This is a genomic window from Aquimarina sp. U1-2 (assembly GCF_017897595.1).
Lineage (GTDB): Bacteria > Bacteroidota > Bacteroidia > Flavobacteriales > Flavobacteriaceae > Aquimarina.
In genome coordinates this window covers 1-665 of the sequence record NZ_JAGKIK010000045.1, presented here as the reverse complement: position 1 = coordinate 665, position 665 = coordinate 1, and the positions used below count along the sequence as shown (strand labels likewise).

At 42.7% G+C, this 665-nt stretch carries 1 protein-coding gene; it reads left to right on the top strand.

Features of this window, described 5'->3' with window-relative positions; genetic code table 11:
- Window positions 1-665 (top strand): hypothetical protein (locus J8281_RS18920; RefSeq protein WP_210199226.1); only part of this gene is annotated, 665 nt, incomplete at both ends.

The window sequence follows — 665 nt, the reverse complement described above, 5'->3', positions numbered from 1 at the left end:
ATTGCTGATGATGCTGTAACTGCAGCTACTATTAATAGTGATATAGCAGGAACCGGACTTACGCAAAATGCATCGGGTGCACTAGAAGTAGACGGAACTGCAATCACAGGTGATGGAAACATTACTTCCTCTGACCTTACTGTTGGTGGAGATGCAAATGCACTACTTGGCGATGTAACACTAGAAATTGCTCCAAATGCGGTAACTACTGCAGAAATCGCTGACGGAACCATAACTTCAGATGATATTGCGGCTGATGCAATCAACGCAGCATCAATAAATCCAGACGTAGCCGGTGCAGGACTTACTCAAAATGCATCGGGTGCTCTGGAAGTAGATGTAACTGGAATAAGCGGTGACGGATCAATAACCTCCCCTAATGGAACTGTAACTTTAACAGGGACACCAGCTAACTCTTTATTCGAAAACGTAGGATTTGATGTAAACGTTCCAGCACTTACTGGTGATGGATCAATTACCTCTACAGACTTAACTGTAACTGGTGGTGCAAATTCAACACTAAATGATGTGACTTTAGAGATTGCACCTGGAGCTGTTGGAAATACAGAACTTGCAACCGATGCAGTTACTACTGATAAAATACTAGATGGAACCATAACTTCAGATGATATTGCGGCTGATGCAATCAACGCAGCATCGATAAA